The organism is Streptomyces rectiviolaceus, assembly GCF_039533825.1.
Taxonomy (GTDB): domain Bacteria; phylum Actinomycetota; class Actinomycetes; order Streptomycetales; family Streptomycetaceae; genus Streptomyces; species Streptomyces rectiviolaceus.
Genome location: NZ_BAAAUG010000042.1, coordinates 79,963 through 98,914, shown reverse-complemented (window position 1 = coordinate 98,914; position 18,952 = coordinate 79,963). Strand labels below are relative to the sequence as shown.

General features: G+C 70.4%; 22 protein-coding genes. 10 read left to right on the top strand and 12 right to left on the bottom strand.

Translation table 11 applies throughout. From position 1 onward, the window contains the following. Window positions 1-32: 32 nt before the first annotated feature. The 8 genes from ABD378_RS15150 to ABD378_RS15115 all read right to left on the bottom strand — a co-directional run bounded on the left by ABD378_RS15150 (window position 33) and on the right by ABD378_RS15115 (window position 5,861). Entirely contained in the window at window positions 33-818 is a 786-nt protein-coding gene (locus ABD378_RS15150) for a cytochrome c oxidase assembly protein (protein WP_344521405.1), read from the bottom strand. Then, window positions 815-1,276, bottom strand: a complete 462-nt coding sequence (locus tag ABD378_RS15145) for a DUF2243 domain-containing protein (protein WP_344521404.1) — start codon at window positions 1,274-1,276, stop codon at window positions 815-817. The genes ABD378_RS15150 and ABD378_RS15145 overlap by 4 nt, the downstream gene beginning before the upstream one ends. A gap of 117 nt (window positions 1,277-1,393) precedes the next feature. After that, window positions 1,394-2,578: an RNA polymerase sigma factor gene (locus ABD378_RS15140; RefSeq protein WP_344521422.1), complete on the bottom strand. Its 1,185-nt coding sequence runs from the start codon at window positions 2,576-2,578 to the stop codon at window positions 1,394-1,396. A gap of 8 nt (window positions 2,579-2,586) precedes the next feature. Then, the gene (locus ABD378_RS15135; protein WP_344521403.1) at window positions 2,587-2,994 is read right to left on the bottom strand and encodes a YciI family protein; all 408 of its coding nucleotides are present in this window, start codon (window positions 2,992-2,994) and stop codon (window positions 2,587-2,589) included. A 213-nt stretch (window positions 2,995-3,207) separates the two neighbouring features. Further along, complete coding sequence (locus ABD378_RS15130) at window positions 3,208-3,594, bottom strand: hypothetical protein (protein ID WP_344521402.1); 387 nt, start codon at window positions 3,592-3,594, stop codon at window positions 3,208-3,210. A gap of 198 nt (window positions 3,595-3,792) precedes the next feature. Then, the gene (locus tag ABD378_RS15125) at window positions 3,793-4,170 is read right to left on the bottom strand and encodes a toxin Doc (protein WP_344521401.1); all 378 of its coding nucleotides are present in this window, start codon (window positions 4,168-4,170) and stop codon (window positions 3,793-3,795) included. Next, entirely contained in the window at window positions 4,170-4,409 is a 240-nt protein-coding gene (locus ABD378_RS15120) for a hypothetical protein (RefSeq protein ID WP_344521400.1), read from the bottom strand. The genes ABD378_RS15125 and ABD378_RS15120 overlap by 1 nt, the downstream gene beginning before the upstream one ends. Window positions 4,410-4,532: 123 nt before the next feature. Further along, window positions 4,533-5,861, bottom strand: a complete 1,329-nt coding sequence (locus tag ABD378_RS15115; protein ID WP_344521399.1) for an aspartate aminotransferase family protein — start codon at window positions 5,859-5,861, stop codon at window positions 4,533-4,535. A gap of 90 nt (window positions 5,862-5,951) precedes the next feature. Between ABD378_RS15115 and ABD378_RS15110 the strand changes: the two genes are divergently transcribed. The 3 genes from ABD378_RS15110 to ABD378_RS15100 all read left to right on the top strand — a co-directional run bounded on the left by ABD378_RS15110 (window position 5,952) and on the right by ABD378_RS15100 (window position 10,532). Continuing rightward, window positions 5,952-6,857 (top strand): LysR family transcriptional regulator, encoded by a 906-nt coding sequence (locus ABD378_RS15110; RefSeq protein WP_344521421.1) that lies wholly within the window; start codon window positions 5,952-5,954, stop codon window positions 6,855-6,857. A 95-nt stretch (window positions 6,858-6,952) separates the two neighbouring features. Beyond that, window positions 6,953-7,258 carry a hypothetical protein gene (locus tag ABD378_RS15105; protein ID WP_344521398.1) on the top strand — a complete coding sequence of 102 codons (306 nt, stop codon included), beginning with the start codon at window positions 6,953-6,955 and terminating at the stop codon, window positions 7,256-7,258. A gap of 106 nt (window positions 7,259-7,364) precedes the next feature. Beyond that, complete coding sequence (locus tag ABD378_RS15100; RefSeq protein ID WP_344521397.1) at window positions 7,365-10,532, top strand: ATP-binding protein; 3,168 nt, start codon at window positions 7,365-7,367, stop codon at window positions 10,530-10,532. Here the strand turns inward: ABD378_RS15100 and ABD378_RS15095 are convergent. Together ABD378_RS15095 and ABD378_RS15090 are read right to left on the bottom strand one after the other, a co-directional pair. Then, a complete protein-coding gene (locus tag ABD378_RS15095) occupies window positions 10,513-11,304 on the bottom strand; it encodes an ABC transporter permease (RefSeq protein ID WP_344521396.1) in 792 nt (263 codons plus the stop codon). The genes ABD378_RS15100 and ABD378_RS15095 overlap by 20 nt on opposite strands. Continuing rightward, window positions 11,301-12,272 carry an ATP-binding cassette domain-containing protein gene (locus ABD378_RS15090; protein ID WP_344521395.1) on the bottom strand — a complete coding sequence of 324 codons (972 nt, stop codon included), beginning with the start codon at window positions 12,270-12,272 and terminating at the stop codon, window positions 11,301-11,303. Before ABD378_RS15090 ends, ABD378_RS15095 begins: the two co-directional genes overlap by 4 nt. Before the next feature lie 351 nt (window positions 12,273-12,623). Between ABD378_RS15090 and ABD378_RS15085 the strand changes: the two genes are divergently transcribed. The 6 genes from ABD378_RS15085 to ABD378_RS15060 all read left to right on the top strand — a co-directional run bounded on the left by ABD378_RS15085 (window position 12,624) and on the right by ABD378_RS15060 (window position 16,751). Next, a complete protein-coding gene (locus ABD378_RS15085; protein ID WP_344521394.1) occupies window positions 12,624-13,097 on the top strand; it encodes a DUF3995 domain-containing protein in 474 nt (157 codons plus the stop codon). Further along, a complete protein-coding gene (locus ABD378_RS15080; protein WP_344521393.1) occupies window positions 13,087-13,587 on the top strand; it encodes an RNA polymerase sigma factor in 501 nt (166 codons plus the stop codon). Before ABD378_RS15085 ends, ABD378_RS15080 begins: the two co-directional genes overlap by 11 nt. Beyond that, entirely contained in the window at window positions 13,584-14,051 is a 468-nt protein-coding gene (locus ABD378_RS15075; RefSeq protein WP_344521392.1) for a hypothetical protein, read from the top strand. The genes ABD378_RS15080 and ABD378_RS15075 overlap by 4 nt, the downstream gene beginning before the upstream one ends. Window positions 14,052-14,173: 122 nt before the next feature. Next, a complete protein-coding gene (gene ppk2, locus ABD378_RS15070; protein WP_386542845.1) occupies window positions 14,174-15,142 on the top strand; it encodes a polyphosphate kinase 2 in 969 nt (322 codons plus the stop codon). Between the two features lie 31 nt (window positions 15,143-15,173). Continuing rightward, window positions 15,174-15,935 carry a PIG-L family deacetylase gene (locus ABD378_RS15065; RefSeq protein ID WP_344521390.1) on the top strand — a complete coding sequence of 254 codons (762 nt, stop codon included), beginning with the start codon at window positions 15,174-15,176 and terminating at the stop codon, window positions 15,933-15,935. 30 nt (window positions 15,936-15,965) lie between these two features. Continuing rightward, window positions 15,966-16,751: an alpha/beta fold hydrolase gene (locus ABD378_RS15060; protein WP_344521389.1), complete on the top strand. Its 786-nt coding sequence runs from the start codon at window positions 15,966-15,968 to the stop codon at window positions 16,749-16,751. A 16-nt stretch (window positions 16,752-16,767) separates the two neighbouring features. Here the strand turns inward: ABD378_RS15060 and ABD378_RS15055 are convergent, their stop codons facing one another. Continuing rightward, window positions 16,768-17,235: an SAM-dependent methyltransferase gene (locus ABD378_RS15055; RefSeq protein ID WP_344521388.1), complete on the bottom strand. Its 468-nt coding sequence runs from the start codon at window positions 17,233-17,235 to the stop codon at window positions 16,768-16,770. 118 nt (window positions 17,236-17,353) lie between these two features. Further along, window positions 17,354-18,208, bottom strand: coding sequence for an alpha/beta fold hydrolase (locus ABD378_RS15050; protein ID WP_344521387.1), 855 nt, complete (start codon window positions 18,206-18,208; stop codon window positions 17,354-17,356). A 97-nt stretch (window positions 18,209-18,305) separates the two neighbouring features. On the opposite strand from ABD378_RS15050, the gene ABD378_RS15045 reads away from it, so the two are divergent. Next, the gene (locus tag ABD378_RS15045; protein WP_344521386.1) at window positions 18,306-18,923 is read left to right on the top strand and encodes a hypothetical protein; all 618 of its coding nucleotides are present in this window, start codon (window positions 18,306-18,308) and stop codon (window positions 18,921-18,923) included. Window positions 18,924-18,952: the final 29 nt, after the last annotated feature.

The following is an 18,952-nucleotide window of genomic DNA, read 5'->3' as shown; positions in this document are numbered from 1 at the left end:
GGGTGCCCGCCGGGTACCCCGCGCGGCCTTCGCTACGCGGCTGTGCCACGGAGCGTGCTCGTTTCCGCGTCGGGGGCACGCCTGGCCCGGGCAAGGGCGCGGCCCTCGGCCGCGTACCACTGGTGCCCGAGCACCAGGGCCAGGGCGATGCCGACCACGTCCCCTCCGTAGTACATGACGTACGACGCGAGGTGCAGGTCGGCCGTGGTGTAGGAGATGCCGGGCGGGCCCGTGGCGTACAGCGACTTGGCCAGGATGCCGTGCCCGGCCGCCGCGGCCAGCAGAGCTCCGCCCCGCAGCGCGAACCCGGCCCGGTGGCGCAGCGGGTCCAGGGCCAGGACGGCGAAGGCGAACAGCACGCCGGATGCCAGGAGATGCACGGCTATCAGCGTGTGCAGCCAGGGCCGGTGGTGCGCGGCAGCCAGGAGCGGCGTGCGGTACACCGCCCACAGTCCGGCGACGTGCATGAGCGCGGCGAGCGGCGGCCACACGAGCAGGGCCGCAGGACGGGAACGTACGCAGGAAAGGAGCCGCCGCCGGGGCCCCACCGGCAGCGCGCGCAGCGCCAGCGTCACGGGCCGGCCGAGCACGAAAAGCAGCGGTGCGAGCATCCCGATGCCGAGGTGGGTGGCCATGTGCCCGGTGAACGGCGGCCACCCCTCCCACGGAGCGACGAGCGCGGTGATGAGCGCCGCACCGCCCGCGCAGAACGCCGCGTCACGCCGGTGCGGCCAGCGATCGCCGCGCCGGAGCAGCTGCCCGGCTGCCGCCACATAACCGAGGCAGCCCACAACCACGACAAGGACCACGACCGTCATCGGCGGGCCCGGACCAGGAGCAGCACACCGACGAGCAGGAACAGTACGGCGATCACGTTCCAGGTCCAGTCGTACGGCGCGAGGTCCACGCCGTAGCGGATCTGGTGCAGCTCAAGTGCCTTGTGCTGGAACGTGCCGTCGTACAGCTGAAAGCCGCCGAGCCCCAGGCAGAGGCCGGACCACCAGGCGGTGAGATGGCGTGCACCCCGGCGCCAGAGATCCGCGTACAGGAACAGGCCCGCCACCATCGCGAGCCAGCCGAAGGCGTGGAAGATTCCGTCGGAGACCAGGCCGGCCTCGCTCGATGCCTTGTCGTAGAAGTGGTGCCAGTGCAGCAGCTGGTGGAACACCACCTCGTCGACGAACGCCGCGAGCCCGACGCCGACCAGCGCCCCGGCGAGCAGGGAGCGCCCCTTCACCTGCTTGCGTCGCTGCTGCTCACGGGAGTGGGGCGACATCCGGGTCTCCTCGGCATTCGGCGGAAAGAACGGGAACGAAGAGCGGGAGAGCGAGGCGCCGAGTACCCCGAAGCGGAATGTCAGACCGTCGTATTCGCGCCGTCGTGCCGCGACCCGTCAGTGCTGCCGACGGGCGTTGAGCCGAGCGGCCTGGCGCGTCAGGTGGTCGCGTTCGGCGAGGTTGGGTGCCTTCTGGGCCGCTTCGGCGTACAGCCGTGCCGCCGTCTCCAGGTCGCCGTCGCGCTCGTGTAGGTACGCCGCCACCGCGGTGTACCGGGGCAGTGAGTCGTCAAGGGCCGCGAGCGCCGACAGGCCGGCGCGTGGTCCATCGGCCTCGCCGACGGCCACCGCGCGGTTGAGCCGGACGACCGGACTTTCGGTCAGGCGCGCGAGCTCGTCGTACCACTCGACGATCTGCACCCAGTCGGTCTCCTCGGCGGTGGGCGCATCGGCGTGGAGTGCCGCGATGGCGGCCTGGGCCTGGAACTCGCCGAGCCGGTCGCGGACGAGGGCCGACTGCAGGATCCCGATGCCATCGGCGATCGACTCCTTGTCCCATAGGCCACGGTCCTGCTCGGCGAGCGGCACCAGTTTTCCGTCGGGCGCGGTCCTGGCGGCGCGCCGGGCGTGGTGGAGCAGCATGAGGGCGAGCAGTCCCGCCACCTCAGGATGGTCGATCGCGGCCGCGAGCTGCCGGGTGAGCCGGATGGCCTCGGCGGCGAGGTCGACGTCGCCGGAGTAGCCCTCGTTGAAGACCAGGTAGAGGACGCGCAGCACGGTGGCGACATCGCCGGTCTTGTCGAACCGCACGCCGGAGACGGTGCGCTTGGCCCGGCTGATGCGCTGCGCCATGGTCGCCTCGGGTACCAGGTAGGCCTGGGCGATCTGGCGGGTGGTGAGCCCGCCGACGGCGCGCAGCGTGAGCGCGACCGCGGACGACGGCGTCAGCGAAGGGTGGGCGCACAGGAAGTAGAGCTGGAGCGTGTCGTCCACCGTGGGCGCGGGCCCGGGGGCCGGTTCCTCGTCGAAGCGGTCCTCACGCCGGCGGCGGGCGGTGTCGGCGCGGGTCGCGTCGAGGAACTTGCGCCAGGCCACGGTGACCAGCCAGCCCTTCGGGTCCCGAACGGAGTCTCCCCCGTTCGGGCCGAGCGAAGAGCTTGGGGACTGGCCGGCAGGCCAGGCGCGGACCGCCTCGACCAGCGCCTCCTGTACGGCGTCCTCGGCCGCCGCGAAGTCTGCTCCGCGGCGGACGAGGACCCCGATCACGCTCGGTGTGAGGCTCCGGAGCGTGACCTCATTCATTTCAGAGGTCACTCCGTGATGGTGGGCGGCGCGGACAGGAACGGGCGCAGCTCGAGCCACTCGTGGATCGGCTTTCCGCCCGCCCCAGGGGCTGCCGACAGCTCACCGGCCAGCTCGACGGCCCGGTCGTAGCTGTCGACGTCGATCACCATCCAGCCGGCGATGAGGTCCTTGGTCTCGGCGAACGGGCCGTCGGTGACCGGCGGGCGGCCCTCGCCGTCGTACCGGACGAACGTCCCCTCGGGAGCGAGTGCCTGACCGTCGACGAACTCGCCGGTCTTCTCGAGCCGGTCCGCGAAGTCCTGCATGTACTGCACGTGCGCCGTGATCTCCTCGGGCGTCCACTGGTCCATGGGCGCGTCGTTGACGGCAGCCGGTGCACCTCGGTAGTGCTTGAGCAGCAAGTACTTCGCCATGGCGGTTCTCCTCGGTACTGGTGCGAGCCATTGTGGCCGCATTCACTACGGGGACGGAGCCGGATACGGGTTCTCGACATCGTCGGCCGATTCTTTTTTCGCCGGTCCGTCATCCGGTCCGTCATACGGTTCGGCACCCGCTGAACCAGGAGCGGTCCCGTCCCCTCCCCGGCAGGGAGGGGACGGGACCGCTTCCCGTCCGATGATGAGTGACTACGGGTTGACGAACATGTAGTCCGCGACCAGACCGATCGGTGAGGACCAGTCGATGAACACGCGGATCGACACCACACCGCTGTCCGGCGCGACGTTGAACACCTGGTAGCGGGCGCCGCCGATGAACTTGCCGCCGCTGCCTGTCGGACCTTCGCTGATCGAGACGTAGGCACGGGTGTTGGGGCCGAAGCTGTTCGAGGTCAGGTTGAGGATCCACCAGCCGTTGCGCGGGCCCCAGTTGTGCCGGTACGTCCACCCGAAGCCGGACAGATCCTGCGGGCTCACACCTTCGGGGCGCTGTCCTCCGAGGTAGTGGACCTGCGACTCCTCGACCTTCGCTTCCTCGAACTGGATCTCTCCATGACCCTCTGATCCTGCGGGCATGGCGTCCCTCCCTTTTGTTCGAGCGTGACGTGCAGTGGGCACACGTTCCTGCCGGACCCGCCATGCGTCAAGTGGTCATTTCGTGGGATACATCCGATTCGGCCAAAGGTCGCGCGGAGACTTCAGAGGCTGGGCTGAGGGTGAGGGTGAGGGTGAGCCGTGCGGACAGCGCCGCGCCCGGGAAGCGGGGCGTCCCGATCAGACCTTCCAGGACCTGATCTGGTCGGCGACCGCGTAGACGCTGATACGGCTGTCGCGTATCTTCCGGACGAGATCCGACAGCGCGCCGTAGGGCGGATCGATGCCCTCGCCGGACTGGTCCATGTACTGGGCGGCGACGAACGCCGCGTACAGGCTGTTGCGGTAGGGCAGCGGCTCCAGGCGCACGACGGTGTGCAGCAGGGCAGCCGCGCGCCAGGCCGCATCCGGGTCGGCGGATTCCAGGGTCGGCAGCTTCGTCTTGTGGCGGGCGACCGCGGCGACCAGTGCGGAATAGTCCGACACGGTCATGTCCTCGGGGGTGACGGCGAACTCCTGGACGTCCAAGAGCCAGGCCACGTCTACGTACAGAACCATCAGGCGGCCGCGGACCCCTCGTGACGCGCGGAGGGCGGGATCTCCTCGGGGTTGGCCGCGTCGAACTCGGCCCGCAGCCTGTCGGCCCAGGTGGAGGCGCCGGCGACGAACTTCTGGCGCTCCATCTCACGGACCCCGAGGTCGTGCAGGTACTGCTTGAGGCTCTTGCCCTCGGCCGCCGCGGCAGCGCGGACACCCTTGAGCTCCTCATCGGTAAAAGTCACGTTCAGGGACGGCATATCTCCAAGGTACCAACTAGGTACCTGTCGGGGGAGTGGGTCCCCCTTCCGTATCGGCTTGCGCATCGGGTGGTGCGGCGGCTCAGTCCCGGCGACCGCCGCGCGCTGCGGCGAGCCGGTGCCTCAGAGCGTCGCGCAGGCGTCGCCGATCGCCTGGTCCAGCATCGTCAGGCCGAGCGAGAGCTCGTCCTCGGTGGCCGTCAGCGGCGGCGCCATCCGCAAGACCCCGCCCATGCCGGTGAGTTGGACGATGTTCATGTGCAGGCCCAGATCGAGGCAGCGCCGGGTGACCCGCGCCCCCAGCTCGTTCGAGTGCTGCTTCGTCTCGCGGTCCGCCACGAGTTCGAGCCCGGCAAGCAGGCCCCGGCCGCGGACGTCGCCGACCACCGCGTGTCGCGTGGCGATGTCCGCAAGGCCCTGGTGGAGGAACGCGCCGAGCGACCGCGCGCGCTCATCGAGCTCTTCGCCGATCAGGACGTCGAGGACGGTGTTGCCGACCGCGGCCACCAGCGGGTCGGCGACGTGCGTGGTGAAGAACAGGAACCCGCGCTCGTACGCCTCCTGCTCGATCTCGGCGCTGGTCACCACGGCCGCCAGGGGAAGGCCCGCACCCAGCGTCTTGGACAGCGTGAGGATGTCGGGGACGACGCCGTCGCGCTCGAACGCGTACCAGGTGCCGGTGCGGCACAGGCCGGTCTGGGCCTCGTCGAGGATCAGCAGCATGCCGCGCTCCCGGCATTTGGCCTTCAGGGCCGCGAAGTACCCGGCAGGTGGCTCGATGATTCCGCCGGAGCTGAGGATCGGCTCGACGAGGCACGCGGCCAGGCTGCCGGTCGACTGGGCGTCGATCAGGTCGAAGGCGAAGTCCAGCTGGCGGCGCCAGTCCAGCGAGCCGTCGTGCGTGGTGAAGTCGGGCCGGTACGTGTTCGGCACGGGGATGGCGAAGTTGCCGGGCGTGCCGGGGCCGTATCCCTTGCGCCCCGCGCTGTAGGTGGCGGACGCGGCGGCCTGCGTCATGCCGTGCCAGGACCGGGCGAACGAGACGATCTCGTGCTTGCCGGTGACGAGCTTGGCCATCCGGATGGCTGCCTCGTTGGACTCGGCGCCGGTCGTCAGGAGCAGCGCCTTCTCCAGCGGCGCGGGCAGCGTGTCGGCGAGGCGCCGGGCGAGGTCGACCACCGGGCGGCTGAGCATGCCGCTGAAGAGGTGGTCGAGGGAGGCGACCTGCCGCTGGACGGTCGCGACGATCTCCGGGTGCGAGTGGCCCAGGATCGCGCTCATCTGGCCGGAGGTGAAGTCGAGGATCTTGCGGCCGTCCGTGGTGAACAGGAAACTCCCGGCGGCGCGCTCGATGATCTCGCGGGTGAACTCGCCGCCGTAGCGCACGAGATGCCTCTCGGCGTCGGCCCAGAAGGTGTCGGTGGACGGAAGGGCAGCGGTCGAAGCGGTCATGCCGCCGACGGTAGGCGGCAGTTGAGCGACGCGTCCATCTCACGATTCCGGCTTTCCTGTTCGGGAAAACCGCACAACAATGGGGGCGTGATGAACCCCTGGAGGCTGCGGCTGCTGAGCCGGCTCGACACGCTTGGCACGGTCCGGGCGGTCGCCCAGGCCGCCAACCTGAGCCCGTCGAGCGTGTCTCAGCAGCTCGCCGTCCTCGAGGCGGAGACGCGCACACAGCTCATCGAACGCACGGGGCGCCGGGTGCGGCTGACCCCGGCTGGGCTGATCCTCGCGCGCCGGGCGCGGGCGATCCTCGATCACATGAACAGCGTGGAGGCGGAGCTGCGCGGGTTCGGCGAAGAACCGGCCGGGCTGGTGCGGCTGGGGGCGTTCCAGAGCGCGATCCACACCATGGCCGTGCCGGCGGTGAGCCGGCTGGCGCGCGAGCATCCGCACCTCGACGTCGAGCTCCTTGAGCTGGAGCCGCACGCGAGCATGCCCGCGCTGCGGGGCGGCGACGCGGACATCATCATCACGACCACGGACTTCGACGAGCTGCCCTTGGGACCGGACCTCGACCTTGTGCCGCTTGCCACGGACCCGGTCCTGCTGGTGGTCCCGCCCGAGCATCCCGCGGCCGGGCGCGGCGCCGTGGACCTCGCGGCGTACGCGGACGAGCCGTGGGCGTTCGACATCCCGCAGTCGTACATGGCCAATCTCGCGCTGCGACTGTGCCGTCAATCGAGCTTCGAGCCGCGGGTGGTGTGCCGGTTCAGCAACTACATGATGACCCTGCAGCACGTCGAGGCAGGGCTGTCGATCGCCCTGCTGCCCGGCCTGGCGGTCGACCGCCGATACCGCGTCGCCACCAGGGAGCTGGCCACTCCGGTGACCCGCACGATAACGGCAGCGATCCGCCGCGGCTCACCGCCCCGCGCAGCGGTGCGCGCCGTACTGGAGGCACTGCGCCACCATCCGGAGCTGCCGCTGCCGGATGGGGAATGACCACCCGAAGATGTCGGAACTCCGCACGCCGCCGGTGGACGGTCGCACGACTCTGCCGAGCCGGATTGTCAGTGGTGGCTGGGAGGGTGGGAGGTATGGACAGGGATGAGGAGCTGCTGCGCGGCCGGATCTACGGCCAGGACCATGACGACCCCCGGCAGGGCCCGCAACCGGGGCGGGACTACGTCGAGCTGGTCGGCGGGCCGCTGGACGGACTGCTGCTCGACATCACCGGCTGGACGAAGGGCGAGATCGACACCGGCGTCGCTCTGCCCACGGAGCTCGGGCACTTCGGCGCCGGCGGACGGGCGATGTACGACCCGCGCTCCGGTGACCCGCGCTCCGGTGACCCGCGCTCCGGCGACCGGCGCCGCTGGGACTGGTCCGGCGACACCCCCTGATGGTCGCCCTGCCGCAGCCGTGCCTGCCCGCGTATCTGCTCAACCGTGAACGGATAAGAGGAGATGCCTGGCGGAGACCCTGCCGGCGCTTGGCTAACCTGCACAGGTGACCACCGACCTGACCCTGCTGCCGCGTGTCGCCTTTCGCGGGCAGGAGGTCACCGCGCCCCGGCTGCGCGGCCTGCTCGCGCTGCTCGCGGGCGATGTACGCACGGGCTGCGGCACCGAGCGGCTGGTGGCGGGGCTGTGGCCGGACGCCTTGCCGGAGCGGCCGGCAAAGGCGCTGCAGGTCCTCGTGTCCAGGGCGCGGGCGCAGCTGGGCGCCGACGTCATCGCGAGTACGCCGACCGGATACCGGCTCGCGCTCGCCGAGGATCAGGTCGACACCTCCGCCTTGCTGCTGCACGCCGAGGTGTGCGCGGAGCGGGCCAGGGTCGGGGATCACGCGGGAGCGCTTGCCGCGGCCCAGGCCGGGCTCATGCTGTGGCAGGGCACCCCTGAGGAAGCCGACGACACCGACGACCCCGTAGCCGCGCTGCGCGTCGAGCGCGCGCCTGTCCGCGGTGCGCTCGTCCGTGCCCAGGCGCTCGCGCTCGCCCGCCTCGGACGGCACGCGGAGGCGGCCGGACCGCTGGCCATGGCCGCATCGGAGCATCCGCGCGACGAGGAGGTGCTCGCCGAGCTGCTGCGCGGCCAGGCGGCGACGGCGGGCCCGTCCGCGGCCCTCACGCGGTACGAGGCCTACCGCCGCGAGCTGCGCGAGGCGCTCGGCACGGATCCGGGCGCCGGACTCAAGGCCGTACAGCAGGAGCTGCTGCGCGGCGACGCACCCGTGGTCAGGCACGGCGTGCCGCACGAGCCGAACCCGCTCCTCGGCCGGGACGAGGACATCGCGGTGGTGGAGCGGCTGTTGCGCGCCTCGCGCGCCGTGACCGTCGTCGGGCCGGGCGGCGTCGGCAAGACCCGGCTCGCGCACGCCGTCAGCCGCCGGGCCGAGCAGCGCGTGGTGCATTTCGTGCCGCTCGCCGCCGTCACCGCGGCCGATGACGTGGCCCTGGAGGTGGCCACCGCACTCGGCGCGGGCGAAGGACGGCACGGCGTCGTGAGCGCTCACGCCGCGGCCGATCCGGTGTCCGGCATACTCGGCGTGCTCGGATCCGGGCCCGCTCTGCTGGTGCTCGACAACTGCGAGCAGGTCATCCAGGGCGCCGCCCGTCTCGTACAGGCCCTGGTCGCGTCCTCGAAGGACCTGCGGGTGCTCGCCACCAGCCGGGCCCCGCTCGACCTCACGTCGGAGGCGGTGTACGCGCTGCCGGAGCTCGGAATCGACACCTCCGTCGAGCTGTTCACGCAGCGGGCCCGAGCCGCTAGGACCGGCGTGGAGCTGCCGCCGGACGCGGTGGCCGAGCTCTGCCGCCACCTCGACGGGCTGCCGCTCGCCGTGGAGTTGGCCGCGGCGCGGGTGCGGGTCCTTTCGGTGCCGGAGATCGCCCGCCGCCTCGGCGACCGGTTCACGCTGCTGCGCGGCGGGGCGCGGGACGTGCCGGAGCGCCACCGCACGCTCCACGCGGTCGTGGAGTGGAGCTGGAACCTGCTCGCGCAGGACGGCAGAGCGGCGCTGCGCACGCTGTCCGTCTTCCCCGGCGGCTTCACCGGCGACGCGGCGGAGCAGGTCCTCGGCGAGGACGCCGTGTTCCTGCTGGAGCAGCTGGCGGGTCAGTCGCTGCTCACCGTCACCGACACTCCGGCCGGCGTGCGGTTCGGGATGCTGGAGGCCGTACGGGAGTTCAGCGCGGCCCGCCGCGCGGAGGCCGGCGAGGACGACGAGGCCATCGGCCGGTTCCTCGCCTGGGCGCGGGACTTCGGAGTCGCCCACCACGATGTGCTCTTCGGTCAGGAACCTTCCCCAAGCTCTCGGCCTCGCTCGAGCAGAGGAGGCCCCGTCGCAGCCCGGGAGCGGATCAGGGCCGAGCAGGACAACCTGGTACCGGCTCTGCGGCACGCCCTGGCCCGTACCGATGGCCCCACCATCGCCGCCCTCACCGCCGTCCTCGCCGCTCTGTGGTCCACCGACTCCAACTACCCGCGCCTGGCCACCCTCGCAGCGGACACCGGCCCGCCGCTCTCGCACTACTACCCCGGGCCCGCGTACGTCGAAGTCGCCCGCGCCGCCGCGGTGTTGTGCGCGGCGGGCCTGTTCATGAACCACGGCCCCCATGGAGTACGTCAGCTCATCACCCTTCGGCGGCTGCCCGCGGCCCCGCCGGACACGCTGCCGCGGGCCACCGCTGCAGTGCTCGGCGCGATCCCCGAGATGCGGCCTCCCGACTACGCCGTGCTGGACCAGCTCTGCGCCAGCGAGCAGCCGCTCGTCGCCGGCATCGCCGAGTGCGTGGCCACCTACGTCTGGGAGTACGAGCACGACATCGACCGCGCGCTCGCGTCGGCACGCCGGATGATTACCGCGCTGGCACCGGTCGACCATCCGTCCCTGCAGCTCATGGGCCATTCACGGCTGAGCGAGCTGAGCTTGCGGATGGGGAAGGGCGAGATCGCCTACGAGCACCTCAGGGCGGCGCTGAAGGCGCTGCCGCGGCTCGGCGACGCACACGACTACATCGGCATCCGCTCGGCTCTTGTCCTCGCCTGCCTGCAGCGCGGCGACCCCGACGAGGCCGAGTACTGGCTGCGGCAGACGGAGGGTGACAACACCCCGCGGGAGGACACCTTCTACAGCCCTGACCTCGGCAGCCGCGCCGAGATCGCGCTCACCCGCGGGCTGACGGAGGTCGGACTCGGCCTGTGGCGCGGCGCCGTGGAGCGGATGCCCGAGGCCGGCTCGCTGTACACAGGCGACCCCTGGCTCGACCCGTGGGCGCTCCAGATCCAGTCGGCGGCGGTGACGGCGCACGCGCACGCCGGCCGTCTCGACCTCGTCTCCGAGCCGGTCGGCAGGCTGCGACAGCGGCTGCGGACCCTGCTGGAGGGCCCGCCCCGCTCACCCGTGGAGCTCCCTGTGCTCGGCACGGTGCTGCACGCACTCGGCATGGCCGGGCTCGCCTCCGACGACGTCTTTGCCGTACGGATGATCGCGCTGGCCGAACGGCTGCGGGTGCAGCGCGAGTTCCAGCCGACGATGTCAGCGGCCCGCGCGCGGCAGGCGGCCGAGAACGCCGATCGGGCGGCGTACGCCGACGCGGTGTCGAAGTACGCCGCCCTGAAGCGGGACGAGCTGTGGGAGGCGGCCCGCGCGCTTACTTCGGGTCGCGACTGAACAACGCGGTCGACCAGCGGTAGCCGAACGCGGCCAGGCCCAGGCACCAGGCGACCGTGATCCACCCGTTGTCGCCGATCTCGCTGCCGAGGAGCAGGCCTCGCAGGGTCTCGATGGCCGGGGTGAAGGGCTGGTACTCGGCGATCGGCTGGAACCAGCCCGGCATCGCGTCGGCGGGGACGAAGGCGCTCGAGATGAGCGGGAGGAGCATCAGCGGCAGCGCGTTGTTGCTGGCCGCCTCGGCATTCGGGCTGGCCATCCCCATCCCCACCGCGATCCAGGTGAACGCGGTGGCGACCAGCGTGAGCAGCCCGAACGCCGCGATCCACTCCAGGATCGTGGCATCGGTGGACCTGAAGCCGATGGCCACGGCGACGGCGCCGACGAGCACCACGCTGAGGATCGCCTGCAGCACGCTGCCGAGGACATGCCCGACGAGTACGGAGCCACGGTGGATCGCCATGGTGCGGAAGCGGGCCATGACGCCCTCGGTCATGTCCATGGAGACGGAGATCGCGGTACCGGCCGGAGTGGCGCCGATGGTCATCAGCAGAATGCCCGGGACGAGATAGGCGATGTAGTCGGAGCGATCGGCGCCGCCACCACTGATGCCCGCGCTCATCACGTCGCCGAAGACGTAGACGAACAGCAGCAGCAGGACGATCGGTGTCAGCAGGATGTTCAGGGTGAGGGACGGGTAGCGCCGCGCGTGCAGGAGGTTGCGGCGCAGCATGGTGAACGAGTCGCGCGCGGCCAGGGAGAGCGAGCTCATCGGACGTTCTCCTTGGTCTGGCTGAGGACGTTGGCCGGGCCGGTGAGGGCGAAGAACACGTCGTCGAGATCAGGGGTGTGCACGGTCAGCTCGTCGGCCTCGACGCCGACCGAGTCGAGCCAGTCGAGGATGGAGCGCAGCTCGCGCTGGCTGCCGTCGCTGGGGACGGACAGGGCCAGCGCCTCGTCGTCCCGGGTGACCTCGCGCAGTGCGGTGGCGGCGGCCTGGTACGTCTCCGGGCCGGTGAAGCGAAGGCGGACGTGTCCGCCGGGGACGATCCGCTTGAGTTCGTCGGCGGTGCCTTCGGCGGCGATTTTGCCGTCGTTGAGTACGGCGATGCGGTCGGCGAGTTCGTCGGCCTCTTCGAGGTACTGGGTGGTGAGAAAGACGGTCACCCCGCCCGTGACCAGCTCGCGGATGATCCCCCACATGTTGTGCCGCGAGCGCGGATCGAGGCCTGTCGTCGGCTCGTCGAGGAAGATGATCCGCGGGTCGCCGACCAGGGTCATGGCGAGGTCGAGGCGGCGTTTCATGCCGCCCGAGTAGGTGACAGCGGGCTTCTTCGCGGCGTCGGTCAGCTCGAAGCGCTCGAGCAACTCGGCGGCGACCCGGCGCCCTTCCTGCTTCGGCAGGTGGTGCAGGTCGGCCATGAGGAGCATGTTCTCCTCGCCAGTGATCAGGCCGTCGACCGCGGAGAACTGCCCGGTCACCCCGATCGCGGCCCGCACGGCCTGCGGATCGGCGGCCAGATGGTGACCGCCGACGTACAGGTCGCCGGCGTCGGCGGAGATGAGGGTGGAGAGGATCTTGACGGCGGTGGTCTTGCCGGCGCCGTTCGGCCCGAGCAGAGAGAAGACGGTACCGGCAGGCACCGCCAGGTCGATGCCGTCGAGGACCGTCTTGCCCCCGTAGGCCTTGCGCAGCCCCGTGGCCGCGATGGCGAGCGAGGGCGATGTCGTGGTGGTCATGCCGCAGAGATTGCGGCAGGTCGCATTCAGCGGGGTTTCACAACGGTTTCAGGGACTTGGAACCGGAGTCTCAGTGGTCAGTCCCGGGCCTGGCCATCCGTCGCGGGTCGGCGCGTATTCCGGCGCCGGATCTCGTCGTCCTCGTAATCGGAGAGGAACACCGCGGCGTCGGCCGGTACGCCTCCAGCGTGGGTGTGGGGTGGGCCGACTACGAGTGCCTGGCAACTGGGAGTGCCCTCAAGGCGGTTCGGGGCGTTCGGGGCGGCCCGATCGGCAGTTCGCTGCATTCGCGGGAACGTTTGGCGCGGTCGCTTCCTCTGGTGGGTGTCGAATCCCAACGAAGGAGGCCTCATGTCCGACCGAACGGCACGGCGAGCCGCCGTGGTTCTCGCCTCGGTGCTCACCGTGGACGCGCTGTTCCACCTCTACTGGGCGACTGGTGCCACCTGGCCGGCTGACGACTCGGAGAGTCTGTCGTACGCGGTCCTTGGCACCGAGGCCCCGTTCACCCCGCCCGTCGTCCTGCCGCTCGCCGTGCTCCTGTTGACGGCCGGCGGCACCGTCGTCGCCCAATCCCGGCGCCCGTACCGCCTGTTCCGGCTCGGTACGCTCGCGGTGGCGGGCGGGCTGGGCCTGCGCACGCTGGCAGGCGTCTTCTGGCTCTTCGCGCAGGACACCGGGTCTGCCTTCTACTGGCTCAACCTCGGTCTCTACACGCCGCTGTGCGCTGTGCTGTGCGCGGCCGCGCTCACCGTCGCCCGTCGCGAGGCACCCACCCTCCGCAAAGGCAGCGCCCGTTGGGAAGATGCCGTACGTGTCCGATGAGGAAACGGTGCGCCGGGTGCGCGCGGCGCAGCGCGGCGACACGCTGGCCATGGCCGAGCTGCTGGACGAACTCGCCCCCTACGTAGGCCGCATCTGCGGCCCCATCGCCCTGGACCAGGGCCCGGACGCCGCACAGGAGGCCCTAGTGGCGGTGTTCCGTTCGCTGCGCTCCCTCAAGGAGCCGGCCGCACTGCGCGGTTGGGTCCGTGCCATCGCGGTGCGCGAGGCGGTCCGCATTGCGCGGCGCGGCGCCCGTTCCGTGCCCGCCGACCTGAGCAGCCTGCCCTCACGGGGCGATCCCCAACTCGCCGCCGACATCAGGGACGTACTGGAGCGGCTGTCCCCCGAGCATCGGGCGGTGCTCGTCCTGCGTGACGTGGAGGGCTTGGACGAGCGGACCGCGGCCGAACTGCTCGACGTTCGCGTCGGCACCGTCAAGTCCCGGCTGCACCGGGCGCGCGACACCTTCCGGAAGGCGTGGACCTCATGAGCGCACTCGACACGACCAGCGGGTGGCCCGCCGCTGACCTGGACCCGGTGCGACGACTGCACGTGCTGGCCGCCGCCGTCCCCGGCGCACATGTCACCGAGGGCTACGTGGCGGCGCCATGCGATCGAGTAAGGGCCCTGCTGGGCGATCTGGAGGGCGCGTTCGGGCAGATCGCGCCCGACATGCGAGGGCTGAGGGTCGTACGGCGGGACGGTGCCCGGGTGGAGGCACTGGCCCGCAGCAAGTACGGGATGCGGGCCCGTCTGTACGGGGAGCAGCGGCCGGGCTGGTGCTGGATGCAGAGCCGGTTCCTGCTTCTCGGCGCCGCCGCGGCGCCGGACGGCGACGGCACCCGGGTGGCGTTCACCGGCGGGGTGCGGGTGCCGGGGCGTGCGGCATTGGTGCCGCTGGGCGTACGGCGGGAGGGGGAGCGGAGCCTGCAGCGGCTGAAATCCCTGCTGTGAACGGGGCGGTCGCGAAAGTGCGGAGGCTGGGGGACGGCGGGCGCCCCTGGGCACTACGGCGATTTCTGCGCCGTAGTGCCCGACAGGGGTAGTAGAAAGATGGCACGCGTCGATGAGAGTCGATGAGAGGAGACGGTGTGGCGTCGGACGACAAGGACGCGGAAGCCTTGCTTGAGGGCTTGTCCGTGGATGAGGCCCGGCCCGAGCATCCGGTGCTGCTCGACGGGCAGGGAGAGCCGCTGCGGACCTGGCAGGAGAACTATCCCTACTCGGAGAAGCTGAAGCGGAAGGCGTACGAGCGCCAGAAGCGGATCCTGCAGATCGAGCTGCTGAAGTTGCAGAGATCGGTGCGAGATCAGGGCCGGCGCATCGTGGTCGTGTGCGAGGGCAGGGACGCCGCAGGCAAGGGCGGCACGATCAAACGCTTCACCGAGCGCCTCAACCCCCGAGGGGCCCGCATCGTGGCGCTGGACAAGCCCACTGAACGGGAAGCGGGCGAGTGGTACTTCCAGCGTTACGTCGCACAACTGCCGGCCGCGGGGGAGATCGTCTTCTTCGACCGCTCCTGGTACAACCGTGCGGGCGTCGAGCCCGTCATGGGCTTCTGCACCCCACGACAGCACGAGGAGTTTCTCCGGCAAGCCCCGCTGTTCGAGAAGATGATCACCGATGACGGCATCGTGCTGGTCAAGTTCTGGTTCTCCGTCTCCCGGGCGGAGCAGCGCACGCGCTTCGCGATCCGTCAGGTGGATCCCGTACGCCAGTGGAAGCTGTCGCCCACGGATCTTGCCTCGTTGGATCTGTGGGACGCCTACACCCACGCCAAGGTGGAGATGTTCCGCGCCACGGACACCGTCCACGCGCCCTGGTCGGTCATCAAATTCAACGACAAGCGGCGAGGGCGCCTCGAAGCCATCCGGCACCTGTTGCTGCGTGTCGACTATGAGGCCATGGACAAAGACGCGGTGGGGGAGGCGGACCCGCTCGTCATCGGCCCCGCCGACACACTGCTGGAGGCGGATGAGGATCCGACGGACCTGTCACCCAGCAGACTCGCCGAGAATGATCAAGGGCCGGGTCAGCACCCGTGAAGGTTTGACCTCCACAGGAAGGCGGAAGCCCGTGACCGTGCCGAGTCTGCTCGCCGTATTCGCCCATCCGGACGACGAGTCCCTGTCGGCGGGGGGAGTGCTCGCCCGTCACGCAACGGTGGGCGCCCGCACCGCAGTTGTCACGGCGACCTGGGCCGCAGACACCACACGCGCCACCGAGCTGACCCAGGCACTCCAGATCCTCGGCGCCGGCCGACCGCGGATGCTCGGCTACGCCGACGCGCGCGTACCGCAGTCGGCCCCGGGCAAGGCGCGGTTCTGCGATGCACCGATCGATGAGACGGTCCGGGAACTCGTCGCGCACCTGCGGGAGTTCCGGCCGGAGATCGTGATCACCCACGACGCCTACGGCGGGCTGACCGGCCATCCGGATCACGTGCACACGCACCGGGTGACCATGCTCGCGTTCCAGGCGGCGGGACTTGAGCGCCTCTATCCGGAGGCCGGTGCGCCCTGGCAGCCGAGCGCCCTCTATCTGGCCACGCACCCGCACTCGGCCGTGCGGGTGTGGGGCGCGTACCTGGCGGCAACAGGCAAGGCCCTGCACAGCGTTCCGGACGATCGGGTCGCCGCGGCCGTCGATGTCGGGCCGTGGCTCGAACAGAAGGTCGCCGCGGTGCTGGCTCACCGGACCGAGGTGGAGCGGGGCGCCGCGCCGGGGTTGATCGCTGGTCTACGGGCGTCCGATCGGGAACAGTTGCTTTCCACCGAGTGGTACATCCGCCACGGCTCAGTCCCTGCCGGGGCGCCGTGGACGGAACTGCCGGCCTGAGCAGCACGGAACGAGAGTGGGAGGTCGCTGATGACCGCGTTACGTGTGACGGTGTGGGACGAGACCAGTGGCGAGGGAGCGCCTGCGATCTTCGCCCACAACATTTTCACGTGGGGCAACGACGAGGCGTACGGGTTCGCGGCCCAGCGGTCGCTGGCCGACCGCTACCGACTGTTGCTGGTGGACCGCCGTGGCTACGGCCGCAGCCCCGACACCGCCCGCAGCGACTTCGACACCGACGCCGACGACCTGGTGGACCTGCTGACGCAGCAGGACGCAGGCGCGCACCTGGTCGGCCACGGCAACGGTGGCCTGGCAGCCATGCTCGCCGCAGGCCGCCGCCCCGACCTCGTACGGTCCCTGACGCTGATTCAGCCCGCCGCGTTCTCCGCGGCGGCCGATCACCCGGTCGTCGAGGCCATGTTCCACCGTGTGCGAGACAGCGCAGGCGTGCCGGATTCGGTGACGCCGGAGCAGTACCTGCGCGCCTCCACGGAAGGCCTGGGCATGGCCATGCCCGAGCCAACGCCGCAGCGCCTTCGTTCCGTGGCCACCTCGATGCGCGAACGACCGGTGTGGGAGGCGACGGTGCCGCTGAAGCCGTTGCAGGCCGCGCCGTGGCCGACGCTGGTGATCTGCGGGACCTGGCAGGACGCGCCGGAGATGTACCGCACGTACGCGGGCGAACCGCTGATCGCCTGCGCCGAAGCCGTGGCCGACGCCACCGGCGGCCGACTGCTGCGCGTGGACGGCTACTACCCGCACACCCAGCAACCCGCCGTGGTCAACGCTGCCTTGCGCGAACTGTGGGGCTAGGGGCCGTTCACGGTGTTCACGGTTGGAAGTACTCCGACATCATGCGGCTGACCCATTCCGGCTGTTGGACGTTCACCGCGCGGAACTCCGCCATCGTCGGCTTCAGGTCAATGACCGGAGTGCCGGAGACGGCGTCGAGGCCCACCACCGTCAGTTCGCGGCCGTGGACGGATTCGATGGCACAGCACGTTACCCCGATGCGGTTCGGTCTGCGGGGGCCGCGGCCGGCGAAGACACCAACGGGCGGTAGGTCGGATCGGCCGCGGTAGGGGCGGGGTTCGCGGTAGTCGTCGTGTTCCGGGAACTGGTCGAAGACGAAGAGGATCTCCACGTGGGAGAAGCCCTCCAGACCTTGTAGGCACCTCTCGCCGAAGCGCTCGTCGACGGTGATCGTGCTGCGGACCTCACCCCAGTTGTCCGTGTCCTGTACGTCCGTACGGTTGTTCCGGACCGTGCCTATCGGCGTGACCTCGAAGCTTGGCATGGCACGGTTCTATCTCTTTGGGCGGCGTCGTGCCCAGATGGGGATGGACCGCGGGGCGGCCCGGCGCAAGGGCCGCGCCGGGTCGCCGCGCGTACCGCGATGACGGGAAGCGGGAGCGTCAGCGCGCCGCGATGTCCGCGAGCAACTGAGCGGCGGGCTTCGGGTGGACGAGCCAGCTCAGGTGGCTCGACTCGAGGGTGCCGACATCGAAGGGGTTGTCGGGCGTGAGCGCGTTGGCCTCACGGATCATGCGGTCCTGCATGGCGAGCGGAATGCTGGCATCGTCGGTCAGGCGCACATAGGTCTTGGGGATGCGTCCCCAGGTCGTGGCCTGAGTCCGGTCGGCAGACGTGCCGACATCGAGGTTCTCGTCGGGCTGGAAGGTGTTCAGGAACGTCCGGAACTCATCATCGGTGAGGTCGGCGGAGAAGGCTTGTTTGAACGCGGCGAGCGTCTCCGGGGCGGCGGTCCGGAAGTTGACCCGGAGCAGACCGAGCTCGGCCGGGTTCCCGACGAGCGCCGGAGCGAAGGTACCCGGGTCGACGTCCGCCATCTCGGGCTCGGCGTAGTAGTCGTTGACATCCAGGTCGACGGGGCACCAGGCGGAGACGTAGGCGATCCGGTCGATCAGGTCGGGCCGGGCGTTGCCGGCCGCGGTGATCGCGGCGCCACCCCTGCTGTGCCCGACGAGGATGGTCGGCCCGTTCTGCTTCGCCCGCTCCAGGACCTCGATGACGCGGGCGGCATTGTCGGCGAGGGTGACCCCCTTGATTCTCCCCGGTTCCGCGGCCAGCGCGTCGAGATCCTGAGGTGCTTGATAGGCCGCGGCGAACGTCGCCTCGAACCCGTGCCCCGGAAGGTCGAGAGCAACCGAGCGGTGCCCGAGCAGGGCGAGTTCGGCCTGCAGAGGCGCGAACGAGAACGAGTTGGCGAAGGCGCCATGGACAAATACGAATGTCGGCTGATTTTGCATGCCCGTAGCCTCCATCGAAACGATCTTCGGAGCAAGCACGATTTGGATACGTCCGCCCTGTCGCAGAGGGGCGGACGGCGGTCATTAATCTTTGCCCATGAGCGACGAAACCTGGGACGCCCTGAAGGCGACCCCGATCGTGGAGATACGACGACGCGCCGCGATCATCAACACGATTGCTGACGTCTCGCCGGTGACAGTGCAGGGCGCGCAGCGGTTCGCCTGGAACGACAGCGGCGGGCAGTCGGCCGTGTGGTACTTCGTGCCGGACGGCCGCGCGATGTTGCTGACCTTCGACCACGAGTCGGAGCTGAACCTCTACGCCGAAGGCACCTACGCCGAGCAGGAGTCGCTCTACGGCGGAGTCCCCGCGGACCTCGTCCAGCTGGTGCGCGACCGTCCTGAGAACTACGAATCCCTGAACCTCACGGATTCGGGGACCGGCGGGACGATCCACTACGCCGGTGGCGTGTTCTGGTTCGACGGCGAGCAGTGGCGGGCAGCCGAAGGCTTCCTGGACCACTGCGACCAGGAGGGTCTGGACCCCATGACGGAATCCGGATTCGACTACTGCCTCGACGACTACCTGCTCGGCCAGGAGTTCACCGCCGAGGCGTTCATCGCGTATCGGGATGCCGACGACTGGTACGACACCGCCGCGGAGAAGGACGAGGCGCTGGCCTCGGTCGCGGAGATCTTCGCTCGGCACGGGTGACGTGGGGAACCGCTGCGGCGGGCACCGAC